Source organism: Paenibacillus sp. J45TS6, from assembly GCF_018403285.1.
Taxonomy (GTDB): Bacteria; Bacillota; Bacilli; order Paenibacillales; family Paenibacillaceae; genus Paenibacillus.
Genome location: NZ_BOSJ01000020.1, coordinates 1 through 20,435, shown reverse-complemented (window position 1 = coordinate 20,435; position 20,435 = coordinate 1). Strand labels below are relative to the sequence as shown.

Sequence of the window (20,435 nt, the reverse complement as noted above, 5' to 3'; positions counted from 1 at the left end):
AGGATGAGTTAGCTTATGAACGAGTTAGTCAATCATCAGAATCAAATGGAACAAGTGAAGAGAATTAAAAATGAAATCACCCGATTTATTATGGTTTATAAATTTGCACTTGATGAGATCGAGACCAAAATTGATATTCTGAAAGAGGAATTTGAATCTTTTCATGATTACAGTCCGATTGAACATACGAAGTCTAGATTGAAATCTCCGGAAAGTATTTTGAAAAAATTACACCGTAAGGGACTTCCCATTTCAGTGAAGAATGTGAAAGAACATATTAAAGACATTGCGGGTCTCCGAATTACCTGCTCTTTTATTTCAGATATATACAAAGTTAGTGAGATGCTGCAAAAACAAAGCGATCTTAAAGTGCTTGGCGTGAAAGACTACATTGAACATCCCAAACCAAATGGATATAAAAGTTTGCATTTGATCGTGGAAGTACCTGTGTTTCTATCGGATGGGGTAGAGCATGTATGTGTAGAGATTCAGATTCGGACGATTGCGATGGACTTTTGGGCCAGTCTGGAACATAAGATTTTTTACAAGTACAAAAAAGATGTTCCAGAGTCTCTGCTCAAAGAACTCAAAAGCGCTGCTGACACGGCGAACAGCCTGGATCTGAAAATGGAGCGATTACACCACGATATTAAAGAGATTAAAGATGCAGAAGAACAAAGCAATCAGGAAGATCTTCGTAAAATTGTCATTCGTGATCAACAGTTTATGCTTCCTTCCGCATTTCTTGAAATTATTGATCAGGCAACGGATTCTTTCCGTAAAGATCAAAAGTAACTTAGAGAATTAGTAAATGCACTATTTATTCTTATACTAAAAAGGCTGTCCCTGTAGAGTTAACTACAATAGGGCAGCCTTCTTTATTTATTTCTTATTTCATTTATTTTTCCGGACTTTTCTAATGACAACAAAGAGCATAACACCAAGGAGGAGAAGACTAGCAACGGCAGTGATGATGATATTCTGAATATTAGGTGTGTTCACTGAGAGTTCTAGATGGTTAGCGGATAAAGGTTCTACATGCCAGGTCATTGTTTTGCCGTCCGCAGTCACTGTATCTGCATTACTTGATTCTGGTTTGATCGGCAAAGTTAACTTGAAATCCAGTTCAACATCTTTTAATAATAAATTGCGCACGAAGTTAGGGATCGCTGTTAAATGTTCAGTCCATGTATTGTCAGGAATCGCAGACATGAGATCTGCATCGACAGTAATCTTGTGTTTTGTGAAAAAGAAACCTTGCTCTGTGACGGTAGAGTAAGAGATGCTTTCAGGAAGTTCTTGTTGGCTGTCCTCTCCACTGATCTTCACTTCCTTAGAAGCAGAAATCTCACTTGTACCTTCGAATTGCCCGTTCTTAGTCACAAAACCATTGTCTTCAAAAGCTTTCTCAATGGACTGAACAAGCTCCTTTTGTCCTATAAATTTTACATTGCGATTCTGAACCTGCAGGTTGAAATTTACGTCTGCCGTACCATCTGTATGGACGGTTACATGCGCTTCTCCCTTGGCACAGGCGGAGAGAAGGACTAGGAGCAGCAGGGACATGATAAGGGTAAGTAAACACTTGTTTTTTCGGTTCTTCATGGTTAGTTAGATCAGCCTTTCTACTATGTAATGAGAGTGAAATAGGGACAGCTTATAAAATTAGATCACAAAATATAAATCATATGATGAAAGACCCAGTCATATACATATAACGGGAAACGTAAATGCAAGCCATCAACATAAGGCCAAGCGAATGGGAGAGGATCTGGTACTGAAGGAGCATCCTTATGTGCAGGAGGCGAATCGCATGAGTGCAGAATTGCTCATCCAACTGCTAGTGCTCATCTTGATGATTATTCAGCTCAGTTCCCGTAAGTCGTAAGGCAAACTTAAAAAGAAAAGAAGAGAGGAGGACCGGTATCCGGTCGCTCCTCTCTTCTTTGTACCCTCTATTTAGAGGGTACAAACGATGATTAACTACATAATAAATACGAGATAGATAACTGCTGCAAGAATAATGCGATAAATCGCAAATGGAACCAATTTCACTCGATTAATCAGTTTCAGGAAGAAACGGATCGAGATGAGGGCAAAGATAAATGCAGAAATGAACCCTGCAATAAAATAAGGAAGTGCATCCATTGTGAAATACTCCCAGTTTTTTAGGAGAGACAAGAAACTTGCACCACACATAACGGGAACGGCCATAATGAAAGTAAAGTCAGCCGCTGCCCGGTGACTCATGCCAAGAAGGACACCGCCAGAAATCGTAGAGCCGGAGCGTGAGAATCCAGGCCACAAAGATAAACACTGTATAAGTCCGATCGAAAATGCTTGGCGATAGGTCATTTGGTCCACGGTTTCTACCTTCGGTTGTTTGGGAGCAAAGTAGTCAGCAGCAATCATAAAGAAAGCACCAATGACTAGTCCGATGAGTACCGTGTTAATGGAGAATAGATGCTCATCAATATAATCTTCAAAAAGCACGCCGAGGACAGCGGCAGGAATGAGCCCTACAATAACCTGGGACAATTTCAGTCGATTATGACCAGGTCCTTCTGGAATCGCAGGTTTCTTCTTACCGAACAGTCGATCGAGTCCGAGCAAGTTAATAAAACGATCTTTGAATACCACGACCACAGCAAGAATGGAACCTAATTGAATGACTACCTTAAAAGTGTTTGCCACATATTGAGTTAGAAATTCTTTTGAATTCAGCCACATGTCATCAACAATGATCATATGTCCCGTAGATGAAACCGGGGCAAACTCGGTTAATCCTTCCACCATTCCAAGAATAATGGTTTTTAGTAAATCTATAAAATTCATGTTGATGTCACTTCTCCTTTATAAAGGGTGCTTCTATTATTTAGCTTTTTTGTTGCGTCTGAAAAACCAGATCAGGAAGGCAATACCTGCTATTGCGATAATCGCATAAGCGAAATTAGAGTATACACCGATGAAATCAGTGATTTCATGCCAGTTGCTGCCGAGGGTAGCTCCGACCAGAACCAGAATTGTATTCCAGATTAAGGTACCGATTGTGGTATACACCAGGAATAATCCGAATTTCATATTGGACATACCAGCTGGAATAGAGATCAGACTTCGTACCAGCGGGATCATACGACAAAAGAGCACGGTCCAATATCCGTATTTATCAAACCAGGCATCTGCTTTGCGGATATCTTCTTTCTTGATACGCAGAATATGTCCCCAACGATCTACGATCTTCTCCAAGCGCTCCACATCAAGTAAGAGACCTACACCGTAAAGAATAACTGCACCAACGACAGAACCAATCGTAGCAGCAACGATAACCCAAAATACGGTGAGGGACGTGTAGGTGGTCATAAATCCGCCAAAGGGGAGTACGATCTCTGATGGAATCGGCGGAAAGACGTTCTCAAGTGCAATAATGAGAGCAATACCAATGTAACCAAACTGCTCCATAAAACTAGTAATCCAGTTCTCCAAGGTCTACCTCCTAAAATCTTGTTAAAGTGATTTTTTTAAATTTCGTAAGTAATGAAAACGAATAAAAAAGAAATACAGCACCTGGGCAAGTACAAAACACAAAAGCACAACTCCCATTTTAGATGCTATGGATAAGTAGAACAAGCTTTGCAGTGCAATAAATGCAAAAATGCTGTGGATGACTGCCACCACGGTAGGCACAAAAAACAAAAATGCAAGCTGGCCGGTTACACAGTTTCGAAATTCTCTGGGAGTGAGGCCCATTTTCATCAATGTTAAATACTGTCTTCGATCATAATCCAGATCAGCATAGAGCCGGAAGTATAAGAAACTTCCTGCAGCAATGAAGAAAATAGCGGCAAGCAGCATCGCGATAAATAGAAGAATACGATACATACTTTCTCTGAGAATAAACAGCGTACCGCTGACCGACATCGCATAGGTTTCTCCTGCGTCATAACGTGTTCGTCCATGATCAACAAGCACATCTGCTAAAAAAGCGGTCTGCTCAAAATGCTCTACATAAAAACCGGTGTACACATCGACTCGAACAGGGTTGACAATCTGCGCGAATAACTCATCGTGAATAACGAGCGCTTCAAAGCTATCATCGAAGTCTGCGAGCAGATTATCAGGGATAATCACGTGCTTGGTGTAGCCTGTTTCTCGAATCGTTACTTCAGGCTCAAGCAGAGTATACTCTTTGCGCTCTTTCAGTCTGATTTTGCTCTTGTCATTCTGTGAACTGATGAGAACGTAAGCTTCATTATAGCCCGGAGACTCCTCTGACCATTCATACCCGGCGAGCTGAACTACCTGTTTATAATCTGAAAAAGAGATCAGGGGCAGTTCGAAAGAGAATACCTGGTTGTCCTCATCCGGATGAATCGCCGCGTATTTTATCGGAATTCGATCCTTTTTGTAGGGGATATTACGGTCTTTGAGCTCTGATGTAATACGTGATAAATGGGCGTCTTCTGATGAATTACCTTCTTTGGATACATAGCCGACAGCAGCAGGATAATCCTCCAGAAAAAGCTCAGTTACCACATTAATAGAAGCAAATACACCCAGCGAACAAAAAGAGATCGTTGAAACCATCGTCACCATAAAGAATAGTTTTGCGTGTTCTTTCATCCGCAAGGAAAGCCCAGAGAACATGATTAAATGGGTTCGTCTGAGAGAAAGCTTTTGGTTTCTTTTTATCCATTGAAGAATGATCACACTAAAATGAGAGTAGAACAGATACGTTCCAACCATCGTAATCATCACTACCGGAATTACCCGGTTATATATGCTGTTCGTATCCGACCCGGCTGCTAGTGTATATCCTGTACCGAGTAAAATCAAGCTTAGTAAAGCAAGCCCCCGTGAACCTTCCGGTTTTGTTTTATTTTTAGCCGCTGCTTGAAAAAGATCAATGAGTTTCGCTATACGTACGATTCTCGAAGTATAAGCAGAAATCAGCAGAAATAAGAACACAAAAGCAAAAAGGGTCAGCATGAGTGGTTGCCATGATAAATAGAACGGAAGAGAGCTAATCTCAAGTGCCCTGGCACTGGCGAGAAAAAACAATTTGGCAAACAGTGCCCCAGCTGCTGTACCCGCCATGGTTGCAGACAAACCGATGATCATATTTTCGAGGAATATGACTTTTCCGAGCTGAGCAAGGGTCATCCCATGCATTAACAGGATTCCGAACTCTTTTTTGCGAGAAGTTAAAAAAGAGCGTACAGAATACAGTACAAACAAGAAGGAAAACAGAAACACCATACATTCTGCCAAAACGAAAGCCTGTACGGCAAGTTCTGAACTTAATCCGCGCCTGATATCAGGATGGTAAATCAGCAATGCATTAATAAAAAATACCATTACTGAGAAAGCACTGCTTAAAAAATAAGCAGCATAGGTTCGTTTATTACGAACCACATTCTTAAAGGCGAGCTGTCGTAAGGTCATATCGATCTCCACCTAGTAAAGCTAACATATCCACGATTTTTTGGAAGAAAGCTTGTCTGTTTTCGCCTCGGTATATTTCATTGTATAACTTTCCGTCCTTGATGAAAATCACTCGCTGACAATAGCTGGCAGCCATTACATCATGGGTAACCATTAGAATCGTGGCATGCTCTTGTTCATTCATTTGCTGCAGCATCATCATGACATCTTTAGACGACTTGGAATCGAGGTTCCCGGTCGGCTCGTCAGCCAGGACAATGGACGGGTTATGAATCATCGCTCTCGCAATCGCGGTACGCTGTCTTTGTCCACCTGAAATTTCATGAATCATGCGGTGACGGATGGGCTCAATTCCCAGGGTCTGAATAACCTCCTCTAGCCGAGAATTCATTGTAGAGAGCGGAATGTTATCAAGGGTTAATGGCAAGACGACATTCTCTTCCACGGTAAGGGAGTCCAGCAGGTTGAAATCTTGAAAAACAAAGCCGAGTTCACGCCTGCGGAAAAGCGCCATTTCTTTTGCATTCATCAGATACGGATTGTTACCTCTAATCTTAATGTCTCCGGAAGAAGGAGGGTCGATCGTAGCAATGGCATTCAGTAATGTTGTTTTTCCACTCCCCGATGGCCCCATAATGCCTACGAAATCACCGTCTTTTACCTGGAATCGAATGTTGTCGAGCACTTTATTCTCGATGGAACCTTCATATATTTTGGATACATTTCTTACTTCAAGAAGCGACACTTCACTTTTGCCACCCTTCTCCTGACCGTATTTATTATAATAAGTTCTGCTATGAACTTACCAGCCTGCATTCTTACAGTTAACTTACAGATTTGTAAGACTAGAAAATTAGACGGATACAAGTGCCTTCGCCTTGTACGGATTCAATCTCAATTTTGTGACCCAGTTTCTCACAGACCTCTTTTACAAGATAGAGACCCATGCCCGTCGATTCAGGTACGGTTCGTCCGTTCTCCCCCGTAAAAAAAGGATCAAAAACTCGCTCTATATCGTGTTTTGGAATGCCAATCCCTTGGTCTTTCACCTCAAGAATGGTGTGCTGGTCACGCTCATAACTATCAAAGTATACTTTTCCATTCGTTCGGCGGCTGTATTTCACACTATTCGTAAGCAGCTGAGTGATGATAAATGTCAGCCATTTTTCATCAGATACAATCTTGAAGTCACTCGGTATTTGAATCACAGGAAATACATGATTTCGTATGAAGAGTCTCTTCTGATCGGAGGTAATGGTTCTTACGATAGACCGTAGAGATATCGTTTCAATATGCAGATCATGTTCAAAAGAATCCAGCCTTGCCGCATACAGCACCATATCAAGACCTTTTCGCATCCGATCTAACTCATCCTCCATGCCATGTGACAACTCATCATCTCGTTCTTGATTTAATAGATGCATCACAGATAGAGGGGTCTTCATCTGATGAACCCATTGATTGATGAAATAGATATGCTGGTCCAGCTGTTCCTTTACGCTTAACAGCTCCGTTTTTTGTTTTCGTTCTTGGTGAAGTAACAGCTTATGAAGGCTTTCAGCCAGCGGTGCATGTTCAGACCTATAGGTTAATTCATCAGGGACTGCCTTAGGTCTTGCAAGTCGTTCGTAAAAATGCCGATGCGTATAGTAACGATAGATCAAATAAGTGATCAGTAGACTTGTACTAAGCAGGATCGCATAAAGGGAAAGGGAAGAATCACGCATCCCGCCAAGCCAGTAGACGAAAGAAATGAGCGCAAGCTGGAGCATATAAATAAATAGTAATGGCACTTGTTCTCTTAAAAACAGCAAGATCCCTTTTTTCATATCTTCTCTTCCAGTTCTGAACGCAGTCTATAGCCCAAGCCGCGAATCGTCTCTACGGCATCCGTCAGCCCTAAAGAACTCAGCTTCTTTCGAACGCGGGTAATGTAGACATTGAGCGTATTATCATCAACAAAGGTATGTTCATCCCAAATCTTTTCAAGCAACCGGTCCCTGGATACCACTTGGCCCGGTTTTTTCATGAATTCGTCCATAATCTTTGCCTCCGTATGACTAAGATCGAGCCGCTCCTCTTGATAAAATAAAGCGAGTCGTTCCATATTCAGCGTAAGACCAGCCACTGTTATTGACCGATCTTGTTCACGGGATGAATACGAGCCGAATGCCCGGCGAAGGTGGCTGTTTACCTTGGCAATGACAATATCATAGTCAAAAGGTTTGGTTAGATAGTCATCCGCCCCATTTTCAAGAGCCATAACTTGGTCCATTTTACTTTCTCTCGCGGATATAAATACAATCGGGCAAGTGGAGCGATTCCGAATTTGTCTGCACCAGTAGTATCCATCATAACGAGGGAGATTCACATCCAGCAGGACAAGATGGGGCTGAAAAGCTTCAAAATCTTCCATAACGGTATCAAAGCGGGAGACGGCAAAAGTATCAAAACCAAATTTATGTAATCGTTTCTCAAGCAAGGTGACTAACGTTCTGTCATCCTCCACGATGAATATTTTAAACATGCTTATTCTCCTTCAGAGCAATGTAATCTACTTGATTGTATCAAATTTTGTGGAATGAAGAAAAAATATAGGTGAATCTTGAATATACTCGCTGTGCCCGCGGATAACATGATTGCTAATATGTGGCAGTGTAATAGTTGTTATTTATACACTATTATTAATATTGATATATTACATTATCGTCACTGGCCTATGCTGAATCAACCAAGGGTCATTGGTAATCGGGCAGATGTCCTGAGCGGCATAATATCAAATAGCATTGGCAATCTTAGGGAGAACAACGATTCATGGTTTATTTCTGGTGTATGCGAGGTGAATATGGAGAAAATCATACTTAAAAAATTAGGATTCACTTTTGTGGTTTTATCTATGTTCATATTCATATTGTTTGCGGGAATTATATTTTTCACAGAAAGTAAGACCACATTTCAGGAACTGGATGAGACGATTCAACAAATCGAAGTGTCATATAAGAAAAGCCAGATAAAGAATATACCGACTTTATATGAGCAAACCGTATTTGTTATCGATGGGAATACAGGCAAGATCATGGATATAAGTCAAAATAATGAGCAAGAAATAAATATAGATGATGTGGAATCTACAGAAGAATATGTATCGATCCTGAGAAACAGTAACAACGGAAAACTCATTAAAATCAACGGAACGAAGAAGTTTCTTAAAACGAAAAATACAGATAATTTGACCCTTGGCGCTTATGTGGAGGCAGCCCCGGTATTCAGGACGATGCGGATACAAATTACTTACTTTTTGGCAGGTATGTTGGCTGTCCTTATCAGTGTCATTATGATTGTGAGGTATTATCTTAGACGATATGTCTTACAAGATATTTCATCCATTGAATCGAGTATTAAAGAGTTAATGGCTGGAAATACGGATATTACATTTGAAACAAAATACAATACAGAGTTTCGGCATATAACAGCGGTACTAAATGACTTGAAAGATAGTTACAAAACGAAAAAAGAAAGAATGTCGAGAATGATTTCTTCGATTGACGGTCATATGGCCGTATTTGAGTGTCTATATTCCATAAACCAGAATTTCTTTTCTGATAATACACCTTCTATCTTAGGGATGGATGATAAAGAGTGGGAAGAGATAACAAAGACACCTAAAGGGTTTGAAAAATATCTTACTTCATTGATATCTGAGTCAGAAGAAGACATTTTAAAGCTAGAAAATGATCGATATATCAGAATTATATCCTTTCATAAGGAAAATGAGTTTTACGGGATGATCATGGATAAAACCGAGGATATGAAAATGAAAATGAAAATAGAGCAAGAACTTCATGCTGCACAAGAAGGTGCTGAAATGGATCCTTTAACTCTGCTTAGCAACAGGGCAGGATTAGAAAAGAAAGTGAAAACATCATTAGAAAATGAACCAGGACAAGGAACGATGCTTATTTTTGATCTGGATAACTTTAAACTGGTGAATGATCAGCTAGGACATCCGGAAGGAGATATCGTATTAAAGAAATTTGCAGGTTGTTTGAAAGCATATTTTAGAAAAAACGACATTGTCGCGAGAATGGGCGGAGATGAATTTGTTGTTTTTATTCATTCGAATATCGCTGCAGATATTTTATCAGATAAACTTGAGGCTCTATTAGTTACGATCAGGCAGGAATTAAGCAGCTATTATGATCGTTATGGGTTTTCAACGAGTATCGGAGTTGCCTATGTAGATCAGAGTATAAATAGTTATGATGATCTTTATAAATGTGCAGATGCTGGACTATATATCGCAAAAAGGCTGGGTAAAAACAGATTTTATATTAACGAAGATCATAGTCAATAGGATGAATTCTAATAAAACGTGAGGACTTCATGATATATGAATGTGAAAAAGGTCACAGTAAGAATTTGTCACCTAATTTATAATAATTTACAAATCATTAACTTAGAAAGTAAAAGAAGAATAACTTAAGTACTACGAATAGATTTATACGAAAAGTAATTAGATGTTATAGAGGGAGCAGATCTCTCAGAGCTCGAAAAAAGTTTAACTAGCAGGATGATATCATACACCTAGAGTGCTGATCTCTTAAGGGAAGAGCTCAGCACAGATCTAATGATTAACTTACCTTTACATGGATTTTGAAATTTATAATAAGTGAAATGTGGAGATTGCGGGAGGCTGAAGAGCCTCTTTTTTATTTTCTCTAATTTTTGCCATAAATCATGTTTGTGTGGTATTCACTTCATCATAGCTGTAGTAGAATGAGATGAGAATATAACGAACAAAAGGGAGAGAAAAGCAGATTGAAGCAGGATATAGAACAATTATGGAGTAATCAATCTGCGGAGCAGTGGAAGAGACGTAAGAGGGAACTTGCCGCTTGGATTGAACGTCCTAAACCTCAGATTTGGCAAAAAAAACTACTGTTTTTTGATGATATAGAAGTCGATGCTTCCATCTATCCCGCTCTCATGGCTCTAAAAGAGCTTCATTTCAAAACAGAGTATTCATGTGCGGGCGTGAGTATTTTGGATGAACCAGAGGACCATTCTTTATATGCGTATGTTACTTTAATGGAAGGTCCGAATACGGATCAATTTGTGGAGTATGCAATGCAGCGGATGGGATATCGTTTGTTAGTTACTTATGAAGGTCTCAAACATCGTTATGACCTATCCTCATTTTATATTTCACAAAATCGTTCTTTTTGTTATGGGCTTGAACTTTGCGCAAAAAAATTCATGGCTGTGAAGTTAGCACAATAGATAGTGGAAGAAATTGTTTGAGTAATAGAGCATTACATCAGGCTTTTTGTTTACAAAAACGTTATTCGTATAACCTTTTTTGTGCAATTGCGTTCCTACTATAGAGAGGAAGTGATGGAATGCGTAAACGTTCTGCATGGATCGCCATAGTAACGGTTGCAGTTTCTATTGTTTTTACGGGATGTGCGAGGGAAGAACAGTCCACACAGGCTACAATCGCTAATAGAGTACAGCCTGCATATGAAAAAACGTTTAAGGATCTGCATCTTGGAGAGGCGCATTTTTATAGAGCATTCATCCCGAATGGAGCAGAGAAATGGGTTCATTTTGGAATTGATACCTATATTGGTGGAGAGCTACAAGAAGAGACTCAAGAATTATCTACGGGTAATTTTATTGAAAGAGAAGATGACAAGTATGATCTTGGGCTGGTATTAATGAATCATGGAGAAATGATACTTGCTCAACTTAATGTAGATGGAACAAGTACAAATATGTATGAACTACCTAAAGCAAAATTGGAGGATGGTCAGGGACTCTCAACTTCGTGGGCAGAGGCATTGCCAGAAGATGAGGATGTTCCGCTGATGGAAGGGGAAAAACGAATCTTAGGAGCTTATATAATGAATACAAATGGGCGGATCATTTACCATGATTTATCTGATGCTGGGCAGCTTAAGCAGGCGATTCGGGAGAATCATATCATGCACATTTTGTATATGACATTAGAGACTGTGGATAAAATACCGCAATAGCAATGGAAAAAGTGGAAAGACAATAAACAGTTGAGAAAGGTGAGATGAGTAGAGCAGAGGTTAAATTGGATTTAAGTCGTGTTGTTTTTATTGGAAGAACATTTGAGGAGTATATGTTAATGTTCAACCTATCTAAAGAGGAATTACGTGGACGAAAGATTCTTGACTGTCCTGCAGGTGCTTGTTCTTTTACTGCAATGGCAAATACAACAGGTGCAGAAGTTACGGCAACAGATATTGCTTATTATCATCCTTTTGAACAACTTGCCCAAAAAGGATTCGATGATATCGAGCATGCGATGTTAAACATGGAAAAGGCACAGCGTAATTATGTATGGGATTATTTTAAGTCAGTAGAAGGATTGAAAAAACATAGAATACAGGCATTAACTGATTGTTCAAGTGATATGAAAGAATCCCCTAATCGTTATATTCCTGCTAATTTACCTGTATTGCCATTCAAAGATAATGAATTTGAATTAACTCTCTCCGCACATTTCTTGTTCATGTACGCCGATCGGTTTGATTATGAATTCCATTTGCAATCCATACAGGAGTTATTGCGTGTTACTAGTGAGGAAGTACGTATATTCCCCTTAATTGACCTATCTAGCAATAGATACGAACATTTAGAAAAGCTAGTGGAAGTCATACAAAGCCAAGGTTATGTTACAAAAGAAATCAAGGTGCCATATAAATTTCAGAAGGGCGCGAGTAGTATGTTAGTAATTAGGAAGGTTTAAAGGTCATTTTGAATACGTAAAATAATTAAGAAAGAAGGAATGATATGTACAAACCGGCTGTTAACTATTCCGTTATTTCTTCTTCTGACTTACATTCGATGATTAATGAACTTTATAACCTTGGAAATATAGTAGAGTGTAGATTTCTTTGTAATGGATTAAATGATACGTATTTAATAACCACCCACGAAAGCAAATATATATTACGTATTTACAAGACGAATTGGCGAAATAAGAGCGATATTGATTTTGAAATTGAACTATTAGGATACTTGATATCAAAAGGAATTCCCGTATCTTATTCGTTACCAAAGAAGGACGGTAATTTTATTACTGAGATTGAGGCGCCTGAGGGACAACGTTTCGCTGTTCTCTTTACATATGCGGAAGGTGATTTCTTGGATAATAAGGAAAGCGCGTTGTTATATGGAGAACAAGTAGCTAAGATGCATTTGGCAATGGATACTTTTGAGTGTAATCATAATCGATTTTCTATTGATTTAGATCATTTGCTGACCAATCCCATTCATTCAATAAAGTCCGTTTTTTCAGACAGAGCCGAAGACATAGCGTATCTGGAATCATTGGCATTGCTTTTACAAAAACGGGTAGAAAATATTTCACATGGTTTAGAGTGGGGAGTATGTCACGGGGATCTTCATGGGTGGAATGTACATTTTTATAATGATACTTTAACTCATTTTGATTTTGACTGCGGGGGTTATGGATGGAGGGCATACGATCTTTCCGTTTTTCTTTGGTCAAGAGTACGAGGGCGTACGAAAGAACGCTTTAAGAACGAATCATGGAGCATTTTTTTGGAATCGTATCTTAAAATCAAACCGTTATCGGATGTCGACCTAGCATCGATTTCGACCTTCGTAGCAATTAGGGAAATATGGTTAATGGGACTTCATACAGGGAATTCAGAAGTTTGGGGAGCAAACAATTACGGTGACCACATTAGTGGTAATTTAAAATTCTTGAAAGAATGGTGTGAAGAGAACGATATAAACTAGTAAATACTTCTTCTATGGTTTTAGTTATAAAAAGTCTGATAGGAGAATGATGGATGCGATTATAAAACCGGACACGATAGCTTAATTAAAATTAGAAGGCAGCTGATCCTCGTGATCTGCTGCCTTTGTTAGACTAGCGGGCAGGATAGCTTAATGATTTCTTGAATACTTACATATGGAATTATATAAACTTCGTCGTTATACATAACAATTCCCTAATATCTATATTAGGAGGAAAAATAATGATAGAGTTAAGAAAAATTACATTTGATAACTTCAATGAATGTATCAGTCTTAGGGTGGAAGAATATCAACAAAATGGATATGGTAAAGAAGCAATAGTAAGGGCAATTGAATTGATTAAGACTTTCCCGCATGGGGATGCTTCGAAAATAGTAATTGTCTATGGAGAGGAAAACAAGATAGCAAAGAAACTTTATACGTCACTTGGTTTTATAGAAAATGGTGAGAGAGACGAAGATGGGGATATCCTTGCGGAGTATATCCTTTGAATATTAATTAATAACAATAAGGAACTTGCGTTGGCAGACATAAATTGAAGTTTATTCTACTTAGAAAGGACAACACTTTTCGATGATAATACATAGTAATGACTACAGAAACCATGATGGGTACCGAGGAAGCTTCAATCGACTTTCCAAGCTAGTATTTGGTATTGAGTTCGAAGCATGGTACCAAAAAGGAGCCTGGGACGACCGTTATATTTGCCATTCATTTGTTGCCGATGATGAGGTAATTGCGAATGTTTCAGTAAGCAAAATGAACTTGGTCATTAATGGTGAATGCACACGGGCTCTTCAGATCGGAACTGTAATGACTCATCCTGAGCATCGGGGTAAGGGATTGTCAAAACAACTAATGGAGCATGTATTGGATACATACGAAGACACATGCGACTTGTTTTTCTTATTTGCGAACAGAACCGTACTCGAGTTTTATCCCAAGTTTGGATTTGCTACCTTCCCTGAACACCAATTTCACTTAAATACACCTGATGAACCCCAAGCTAATCTAATATCACTGGATAAACTGGATGTTTCCACGAAAGAGCATTGGAATTTAATTAAACAGAAGCTTAGTTCTCGTAGACCAATTTCAAAACATTTTGGTGTTACTAACACCGAAGGGTTATTTCAATTTTACGCTTTAAACGTTTTTCAAGAATGCCTTTATTATTCGCACCCTGACGATGCCATCATAGTTTTTGAACATGAAGGCGATTTGATGCATTTGTATGATATTGTTAGCGACAAAGAGGTAGACATTGAAGCGTTGGTTTCACGGATTACAACGGAACAAACAAGGCAGATTCGGTTCCACTTCACCCCAGACCAAATTATTGATAAAGTATATACAGAACCCTTCGGCAAGCATGAGGATGTCTTGTTTATAAAATCGCTTTCTGATTTAGGAAAGCTACCTGCTTTTTGTATACCTAAATTGGCTCATGCGTAGTGCTAAACTAACGTAGAAACGATAGTTCAAAATAAGAGGAAGCAGTTTGCCCGTTGGCAGCTGCTTTCTGTTCGTTATGTTAATGAGTAGGATAGTTGAAGAAGAACTCAGTACAATATTTGTTAAAACTGATTTTTGACAGAAGAATCAACAAGAGAAACTATGTATTTGTTAAAAATATTAGTGGATATCATTCCAGATAAGGGCTATATTGGAGCAACACCTTTTATAACATTGGATTTTGAAGTGAAATTTTAGAACAAGTTGATTTTCTAAAAGAAAATCAACTTGTTCTTTTTTTTAACGGGGTATTCGCATTAATTGACTCCCAATCTCTAGGATTCATGTCATCTGGGACCACACCGTTGATAATATCAAGGTAGTGATTCGCTTTTTCTTCCATATATTTAGCTCTTCGTTTAGCTTCCTCCAACTGAGCTAGAGCAATGGCTTTTTGTTTGATAATGATTTCATAGCGCTCTTGCATGGTAGAATGGCCTTCCAAACACAGATCTACATAGGATTTAATGTCTTCCACTGACATACCGCATTGTTTTAAATGTTTTACGCCAATTAGCCAGTTGATGGATTCTTCATCAAAAAGTCGGTTATTGTTTTTGTCACGCTTGACACTAGGAACTAATCCCTTATCCGTATAGTAGCGAACGGTATGTTCTGTCAATTCCAGCAGCTTTGAGACTTCCTTCACTGTATAGATTTTAACCACTCCTCAAATTTTTTTGATTTACATACCTCAAAACTCTTGCCTTCGGGTTACACGAAGGTGGTAGGCTAAACATAGTTCAAGTTGCTGAAATTGTAAAGCTCATTAATTGATGGGGCAATATGAAAATAGGCAGCTTTGATTAAATAAAAAATGGTAGGAGGAACATTTATGAAGAAAGTAATTTTGAACAATGGCGTAGAGATGCCAATACTAGGATTTGGTGTTTATCAAATTGAAGATCCAAACCAATGTGAACAGGCTGTTTACGATGCCCTTGTGGCAGGTTATCGCTTAATTGATACAGCAGCAGCTTATATGAATGAAGAAGCAGTAGGCAGAGCAATCAAGCGGAGTGGTGTTCCAAGAGAAGAAATATTTATTACAACAAAACTTTGGATTCAAGATTCTGGTTATGAGAGTGCCAAGAAAGCATTTGCAAAATCTTTGGAACGGTTACAGGTAGACTATTTAGATTTGTATTTAATCCATCAGCCTTTTGGTGATGTATATGGTTCTTGGCGTGCGATGGAGGAATTGTATCGCGAAGGAAAGATAAGAGCTATCGGAGTAAGTAACTTCCATATGGATCGTCTAGTAGACTTGATGAATCATAATGAAGTAGCTCCAGCAGTAAACCAAATCGAAACACATCCTTTCTGCCAGCAAATCGAAAGTGCTAACTTCATGAAAGAGAATAATGTCCAAATCGAGTCTTGGGGACCTTTTGCTGAAGGGAAAAATAACATATTCCAGAACGAAACCTTGGTAGCGATAGCTGAGAAATATAATAAAACCGTTGCTCAAGTGATTTTACGTTGGTTGACACAAAGGGGAGTCGTGGCGATTCCTAAATCTGTTCATAAAGAAAGAATCATCGAAAATTTTAATATCTTTGACTTCGAAATAAATCAAGAGGATATGGACAAGATTACTGAGTTAGATACAAAAGACAGTGTGTTCTTTTCACATACAGATCCCGAATTTGTAAAATGGCTCGGTAATGTTAAATTTAATATTTAATATTTTGTGATCAGTTAGATGATTTTGCACCAAAATTTGATGAGATTAACGCTGATGTTTTATTCCGTGCGTAGATATTTAGAGTTAGAAGAGGAATATTAAATTACTACTAATGTGATAATTATGACCAATTATGGGTCATTCGCAGGATCAGAAGTCGCCAAACAGGCGGCTTTTTATTTTATAATCTTATAATCTTTAGAGCTTCTTAAGAATTTCCCCTGCAAATTCCTTAGATTTTAGCGCTACTATACAGGATAGTATTTGTTCAAATCCTTTAGGAATACGTAAATTTTAATCAGTCATAATACATTGATAAGGGGAAAGTAAGATGAACACAAATGAATGGTTCTTGTTTTTAAGAGGGTTTCTTAGGAATCCGCTACGAGTAGGAAGTGTAATGCCTAGCTCTCGTTTTCTTGCTGCCAAAATGGTTGAACCTTTGAAGTGGAGCGAAGTCCAGGCCATTGCAGAACTCGGGTCAGGTACAGGAGCTATTACGCATTTCATACAGGAGCAGTTAACGGGTCAAACAAAAGTTGTACTATTTGAAATGGATAAGAGAATGAGAAATAATCTAACCGCTCAATACCCAGATTTTAAATGCTATTCAAATGCTTATCAATTAATTAAAAGAATGAATGAAAATAACATCGATCAGTTTGACTGCATTCTTAGCGGCTTACCATTTTTTAATTTTACAAGTGAAATGCGAAATAAGCTGTTGAATCAAATAACTGAGGCGCTGAAACCAGGGGGGATTTTTATAGCCTTCCAGTATTCTCTTCAAATGAAAAGACAATTGGAGGAATCTTTTACGATTGAGAAAATTGACTTTGTACCCTTTAATTTTCCTCCTGCTTTTGTATATACTTGCCGGAAAAAATAAACACTAACACCATAGAATCTCGGACTTTCATTAGAGAGGAGCTACACAAATGATGAACACCGTACTTGTCGTTGATGACGATCCAGAGATACGAGATGTTATTCATATATATTTACGAAATGAAGGATATCACGTCATTGAAGCTTCAGATGGTATAGATGCATTAAATGTAGTTAGAACAACCCCCGTCCATTTGGTCATCTTGGATGTTATGATGCCGCGAATGGATGGTTTTCAAGCTTGTATGAAAATTAGAGAAATATCAAATATTCCGATTATTATGTTATCCGTCAAAGAAGAAGATATTGATAAAATTACCGGTCTTACCACCGGAGCAGATGATTATATGATAAAACCGTTTAATCCTTTAGAATTGATTGCACGAGTAAAAGCGCAACTTCGTCGTCAAGTCTTATCAGGGAGAGCAGATCATAATTCTCTTATTATAATAAAAGATCTTGTTATTGATAAGAATAGACATTCTGTAACTCTAAGCGGGAACAACATTGCTTTGACTCCTCTTGAGTTTTCAATACTTGAATTGCTGGCAAGCCATCCTGGGCAGGTATTTAGCTCTGATAAGATTTATGAAACGGTATGGAAAGAGCCATACGGAAGATCGGATAATACAGTTATGGTTCATATACGAAACTTGAGGGAAAAAATAGAGGATTCTCCGAGAGAGCCCCGTTATATTAAAACAGTATGGGGAGTGGGCTATAAAATTGACTGATCATTCGAAAGAGTCAAAAAGAAAGAAAAAAATTCAGTTCAACATATTAATCAGAATCTTATTAAGTGCAGTCATTGCTATGTTTATAAATAACATACCCATTTTATTTTTTGTGAAAATAAGCGAGGAGATGAATTGGAATTGGTTTCTCGGTTTCTTTCCTTACCTCAGTTCTCTTACGTATTTTTTCGTTTTTATCATTGTTTTCTTGATTTTAACTCGGCGGATTGTTAAAGACTTAATCGAACTGGAGCGAGGACTCCAGATTATTTCTGAGGGTGATTTAAATTATCGTGTTCCTGTGAATCGACAGGATGAAATTGGCCGAGTCGCATTCAACATCAATCAAATGACAGAAAGATTGCAGCATCAGATTGAAAAGGAACGCGAAATTGAAAATTCTAAGATGGACATGATCACTGGGTTATCGCATGACCTACGCACACCACTTACGAGTATTATTGGATATATTGATCTATTAAGAACAGACTCATTTCGAGATAAGGATGAATACTCCAGATTTGTTCAAAACACATATAACAAAGCAATTCATTTGAAAAATATGCTTGACGACTTGTTTGAGTATACACGTCTTACATCATTTGAAACCCATTTAGACTTAAAGGAAATCGATTTATTTCAACTGCTCGATCAATTACTTTTTGAATTTGAACCGATCGCACAAGAAAAGGGGATCAAGATTATAAAAGAGCTTGGAAACTCATCTGCAATGGTTGTCATCGACAGTGATAAAATGGCGAGAGCAATAGATAATTTGTTGATGAATGCTCTTAAATACTCTGTAAAGCCTGGAACAATTCGTATTCTAATGAATACAGTTAATGAGAAAATAATGATTACGATCGAAAATAAAGGAAGAAATTTAACTAAAGAACAAGAATTAAAACTCTTCGATCGATTTTATAAAGTCGACCATTCTCGAAGTAACGAAGGAAACCAGACGGGAACAGGTCTTGGTCTTTCCATTGCTAGAAACATTGTTGAATTGCATGGTGGAACTTTAACACTAAATTATGCAGATCGTATTTTTAAATTTATTATTACTTTGCCTTTTTAACTAGAGATTATAAAAGTTTAACTTTTGTCAACTCTGGAATACAGTATATAATTACTGATTTTACAGGAAGGCCCCTTAATGATCAGGAAATCGAGAGGGTAGCAAACTCAATGCTGTAATCTGAATTTCTAATCAACTAACGTAGAAACATTAATTGAATAACACAAGTAGCAGCCGATCAATGTTTTCGGCTGCTTTTTCATTAAGTTAACGAGCAGGATAACGCAACCATTCTTTCATTAAAAACGTCTAAAAGCTAATCAGAAATTTGCCGCTTTTTTCAGTGAGGTGATAAAAATGTGAAAAAGAGTAGCTATGAACTCACTCATTTTTTTGTTCGTGTTCAGTACGTGGTTTGTGGTCGCACCTGTAAATGTTCATGCATGCTCTTGTGCTGAACCTCCAAGCATAGAAGATCAGATGAATCGAAAAACTGCAATTTTTACGGGCAAATTATTAAGTTTGACAAAACCTGATAAGATTTGGTCTTCGGCAGATCCTGTAAAAGCTCAGTTCGAAGTGAAGCAGGTTTGGAAAGGAGAATTGGATTCTCAAACGACTGTTTACACAGCTTTGAGTTCGGAAAGTTGTGGATATGAGGGATTTGAAGTGAATGAAGAATTTATCGTTTTTGCCTATGGTAAACCAGATCGACTTCAAACAGGTCTTTGTGAGGGAACTAAGAATCTTAAATCCGCCCAAGAAGAACTTAAAATATTGGGAGCAGGATATGAACCATCTAAGATAACAAGCCATCAAGAAAATCCATTAGAATTATCTTATTTCAATAAGGAAACCAATAACCGATTCTTAATTGTTTTAGTTTTTTTAATTTCTCTAACATTGTTTATCTTACTTGTCATATTCTTAAGAAGGCGACGCTGGTGAAGCAATTGTTCTGTTCCACCTTTTGCTTACTACAATTACATTTTTAGGTTTGGTTGAACTAAAGTAGAAAAATTAGTTGAATAACACAAAAAGCAGCCAATCAATACGATCGGCTGCTTTTTCTTTGAACTAACCCGCAGGATAGTTCAATCATGTGAAGGAAATATGATAATATAAATTAGAGTCATTCAGTTATGTTTCTAGAAAGGAATATAAGCGACGGATTGTCAATCCAAGTGCGACACTTCATACTCAAATGATTCGTGGGCTGTTTTCCATCCTAAACATTTTCTTGGTCTGTTGTTAATGAGATGGAGGGCATGTTCCAATTCTTCATCACATACCTCTGCGAAGTCTTTTCCTTTTGGAAAGAACTCTCGTAACA

General features: G+C 38.1%; 22 protein-coding genes and 1 pseudogene. 14 read left to right on the top strand and 9 right to left on the bottom strand.

The genetic code is table 11. From position 1 onward, the window contains the following. The first annotated feature begins 15 nt into the window (after positions 1-15). The gene (locus tag KJS58_RS21195; protein ID WP_283771319.1) at positions 16-795 is read left to right on the top strand and encodes a GTP pyrophosphokinase; all 780 of its coding nucleotides are present in this window, start codon (positions 16-18) and stop codon (positions 793-795) included. A 99-nt stretch (positions 796-894) separates the two neighbouring features. On the opposite strand, the gene KJS58_RS21190 is transcribed toward KJS58_RS21195, so the two are convergent. After that, positions 895-1,566, bottom strand: a complete 672-nt coding sequence (locus KJS58_RS21190; protein ID WP_213535477.1) for a DUF3153 domain-containing protein — start codon at positions 1,564-1,566, stop codon at positions 895-897. Positions 1,567-1,759: 193 nt separating this feature from the next. On the opposite strand from KJS58_RS21190, the gene KJS58_RS25690 reads away from it, so the two are divergent. Next, complete coding sequence (locus KJS58_RS25690; RefSeq protein ID WP_283771318.1) at positions 1,760-1,888, top strand: hypothetical protein; 129 nt, start codon at positions 1,760-1,762, stop codon at positions 1,886-1,888. Between the two features lie 95 nt (positions 1,889-1,983). Here KJS58_RS25690 and KJS58_RS21185 read toward each other — a convergent pair whose 3' ends face one another. The 6 genes from KJS58_RS21185 to KJS58_RS21160 form a co-directional block, all read right to left on the bottom strand. Beyond that, a complete protein-coding gene (locus KJS58_RS21185) occupies positions 1,984-2,835 on the bottom strand; it encodes an undecaprenyl-diphosphate phosphatase (RefSeq protein WP_213535476.1) in 852 nt (283 codons plus the stop codon). A gap of 36 nt (positions 2,836-2,871) precedes the next feature. After that, a complete protein-coding gene (locus KJS58_RS21180) occupies positions 2,872-3,483 on the bottom strand; it encodes a DedA family protein (RefSeq protein WP_213535475.1) in 612 nt (203 codons plus the stop codon). A 21-nt stretch (positions 3,484-3,504) separates the two neighbouring features. Further along, positions 3,505-5,442 (bottom strand): ABC transporter permease, encoded by a 1,938-nt coding sequence (locus KJS58_RS21175; protein WP_213535474.1) that lies wholly within the window; start codon positions 5,440-5,442, stop codon positions 3,505-3,507. Then, positions 5,417-6,187, bottom strand: a complete 771-nt coding sequence (locus tag KJS58_RS21170) for an ABC transporter ATP-binding protein (protein WP_213535473.1) — start codon at positions 6,185-6,187, stop codon at positions 5,417-5,419. Before KJS58_RS21170 ends, KJS58_RS21175 begins: the two co-directional genes overlap by 26 nt. Before the next feature lie 100 nt (positions 6,188-6,287). Further along, on the bottom strand, positions 6,288-7,271 hold the full coding sequence (locus KJS58_RS21165) for a sensor histidine kinase (protein ID WP_249717747.1): 984 nt from the start codon (positions 7,269-7,271) through the stop codon (positions 6,288-6,290). Next, positions 7,268-7,969, bottom strand: coding sequence for a response regulator transcription factor (locus tag KJS58_RS21160; protein WP_160036979.1), 702 nt, complete (start codon positions 7,967-7,969; stop codon positions 7,268-7,270). Before KJS58_RS21160 ends, KJS58_RS21165 begins: the two co-directional genes overlap by 4 nt. 192 nt (positions 7,970-8,161) lie before the next feature. Here KJS58_RS21160 and KJS58_RS21155 point away from each other — a divergent pair, with 192 nt between their 5' ends. The 7 genes from KJS58_RS21155 (at position 8,162) to KJS58_RS21125 (ending at position 14,715) form a co-directional block, all read left to right on the top strand. Next, complete coding sequence (locus KJS58_RS21155; RefSeq protein ID WP_213535471.1) at positions 8,162-9,796, top strand: sensor domain-containing diguanylate cyclase; 1,635 nt, start codon at positions 8,162-8,164, stop codon at positions 9,794-9,796. A gap of 464 nt (positions 9,797-10,260) precedes the next feature. After that, positions 10,261-10,722 (top strand): hypothetical protein, encoded by a 462-nt coding sequence (locus KJS58_RS21150; RefSeq protein ID WP_213535470.1) that lies wholly within the window; start codon positions 10,261-10,263, stop codon positions 10,720-10,722. Between the two features lie 119 nt (positions 10,723-10,841). Beyond that, positions 10,842-11,477 carry a hypothetical protein gene (locus tag KJS58_RS21145; protein WP_213535469.1) on the top strand — a complete coding sequence of 212 codons (636 nt, stop codon included), beginning with the start codon at positions 10,842-10,844 and terminating at the stop codon, positions 11,475-11,477. A gap of 44 nt (positions 11,478-11,521) precedes the next feature. Continuing rightward, positions 11,522-12,220: an SAM-dependent methyltransferase gene (locus KJS58_RS21140; protein WP_213535468.1), complete on the top strand. Its 699-nt coding sequence runs from the start codon at positions 11,522-11,524 to the stop codon at positions 12,218-12,220. Between the two features lie 44 nt (positions 12,221-12,264). Then, the gene (locus KJS58_RS21135; RefSeq protein WP_213535467.1) at positions 12,265-13,239 is read left to right on the top strand and encodes a phosphotransferase enzyme family protein; all 975 of its coding nucleotides are present in this window, start codon (positions 12,265-12,267) and stop codon (positions 13,237-13,239) included. 242 nt (positions 13,240-13,481) lie between these two features. Continuing rightward, complete coding sequence (locus KJS58_RS21130) at positions 13,482-13,751, top strand: GNAT family N-acetyltransferase (RefSeq protein ID WP_213535466.1); 270 nt, start codon at positions 13,482-13,484, stop codon at positions 13,749-13,751. Positions 13,752-13,833: 82 nt separating this feature from the next. Next, positions 13,834-14,715, top strand: coding sequence for a GNAT family N-acetyltransferase (locus KJS58_RS21125; RefSeq protein WP_213535465.1), 882 nt, complete (start codon positions 13,834-13,836; stop codon positions 14,713-14,715). A 283-nt stretch (positions 14,716-14,998) separates the two neighbouring features. Here the strand turns inward: KJS58_RS21125 and KJS58_RS21120 are convergent, their stop codons facing one another. Further along, positions 14,999-15,433, bottom strand: coding sequence for a MerR family transcriptional regulator (locus tag KJS58_RS21120; RefSeq protein ID WP_213535518.1), 435 nt, complete (start codon positions 15,431-15,433; stop codon positions 14,999-15,001). A 177-nt stretch (positions 15,434-15,610) separates the two neighbouring features. Between KJS58_RS21120 and KJS58_RS21115 the strand changes: the two genes are divergently transcribed. The 5 genes from KJS58_RS21115 (at position 15,611) to KJS58_RS21095 (ending at position 20,050) form a co-directional block, all read left to right on the top strand. Next, the gene (locus KJS58_RS21115) at positions 15,611-16,462 is read left to right on the top strand and encodes an aldo/keto reductase (protein ID WP_213535464.1); all 852 of its coding nucleotides are present in this window, start codon (positions 15,611-15,613) and stop codon (positions 16,460-16,462) included. A 331-nt stretch (positions 16,463-16,793) separates the two neighbouring features. Continuing rightward, positions 16,794-17,351, top strand: coding sequence for a class I SAM-dependent methyltransferase (locus tag KJS58_RS21110; protein WP_213535463.1), 558 nt, complete (start codon positions 16,794-16,796; stop codon positions 17,349-17,351). Between the two features lie 49 nt (positions 17,352-17,400). After that, positions 17,401-18,084 (top strand): response regulator transcription factor, encoded by a 684-nt coding sequence (locus KJS58_RS21105; protein ID WP_374705843.1) that lies wholly within the window; start codon positions 17,401-17,403, stop codon positions 18,082-18,084. After that, positions 18,077-19,162 carry a sensor histidine kinase gene (locus KJS58_RS21100; RefSeq protein WP_213535461.1) on the top strand — a complete coding sequence of 362 codons (1,086 nt, stop codon included), beginning with the start codon at positions 18,077-18,079 and terminating at the stop codon, positions 19,160-19,162. The genes KJS58_RS21105 and KJS58_RS21100 overlap by 8 nt, the downstream gene beginning before the upstream one ends. A 315-nt stretch (positions 19,163-19,477) precedes the next feature. Then, positions 19,478-20,050: a hypothetical protein gene (locus KJS58_RS21095; RefSeq protein ID WP_213535460.1), complete on the top strand. Its 573-nt coding sequence runs from the start codon at positions 19,478-19,480 to the stop codon at positions 20,048-20,050. Between the two features lie 227 nt (positions 20,051-20,277). Here KJS58_RS21095 and KJS58_RS21090 read toward each other — a convergent pair. After that, positions 20,278-20,435: pseudogene (locus KJS58_RS21090) on the bottom strand (IS30 family transposase); the annotation flags it as partial.